The organism is Alcanivorax sp. 97CO-5 (assembly GCF_000524665.1).
Taxonomy (GTDB): Bacteria; Pseudomonadota; Gammaproteobacteria; order Pseudomonadales; family Alcanivoracaceae; genus Alcanivorax; species Alcanivorax borkumensis.
Genome location: NZ_KI965896.1, coordinates 1 through 639, shown reverse-complemented (window position 1 = coordinate 639; position 639 = coordinate 1). Strand labels below are relative to the sequence as shown.

Here is a 639-nt window from a genome sequence, read left to right as displayed (position 1 = left end):
TGAAGAAGTCTCGATTTTCCGACAGCCAGATTCTGGCGATTCTCAAACAGCATGAGGCCGGTGTACCGGTTGCTGAACTATCCCGTGAGCACAATGTCAGCACGGCGCTGATCTATCAGTGGCGGGCCAAGTTCGGCGGCATGGATGCCTCCCTCATGAAGCGGCTCAAGGAGCTGGAAGCTGAGAATGCCCGGCTCAAGAAGATGTACGCCGAGGAGCGGCTCAAGGCCGAGCTGCGCCAGGAGGCGCTTGAGGGAAAGCTGTAAGGCCGTCTCAACGTCGAGAGATGGCCAGAAAAGGCGTTGCCAAGCATGGCATTAGTATCCGGTTGGCCTGCGAGGCCTACGGTATAAGCGAGACTTGCTATCGCTACCAGGCAAAGCTTAATGGCGAGAACGCAGTGATTGCCGACTGGCTACTGAAGCTGACACAGACCCACAAGCGATGGGGGTTCGGGTTGTGCTTTATGTATTTGCGCAACGTGAAAGGTTACCTCTGGAATCACAAGCGCGTATATCGGCTTTATCGTGAGCTGGAGCTCAACCTGCGCATCCAGCCGAGACGGCGGATCAAGCGAGATTACCCGGGCGAACTGGATGTGCCCATCGCGCCGAACCAAGTCTGGTCAATGGACTTCAT

The 639-nt window shown here is 56.2% G+C and carries 1 pseudogene; it reads left to right on the top strand.

Going from position 1 to position 639, the window contains the following annotated elements:
* Positions 1-639: pseudogene (locus Y017_RS15055) on the top strand (transposase); the annotation flags it as partial.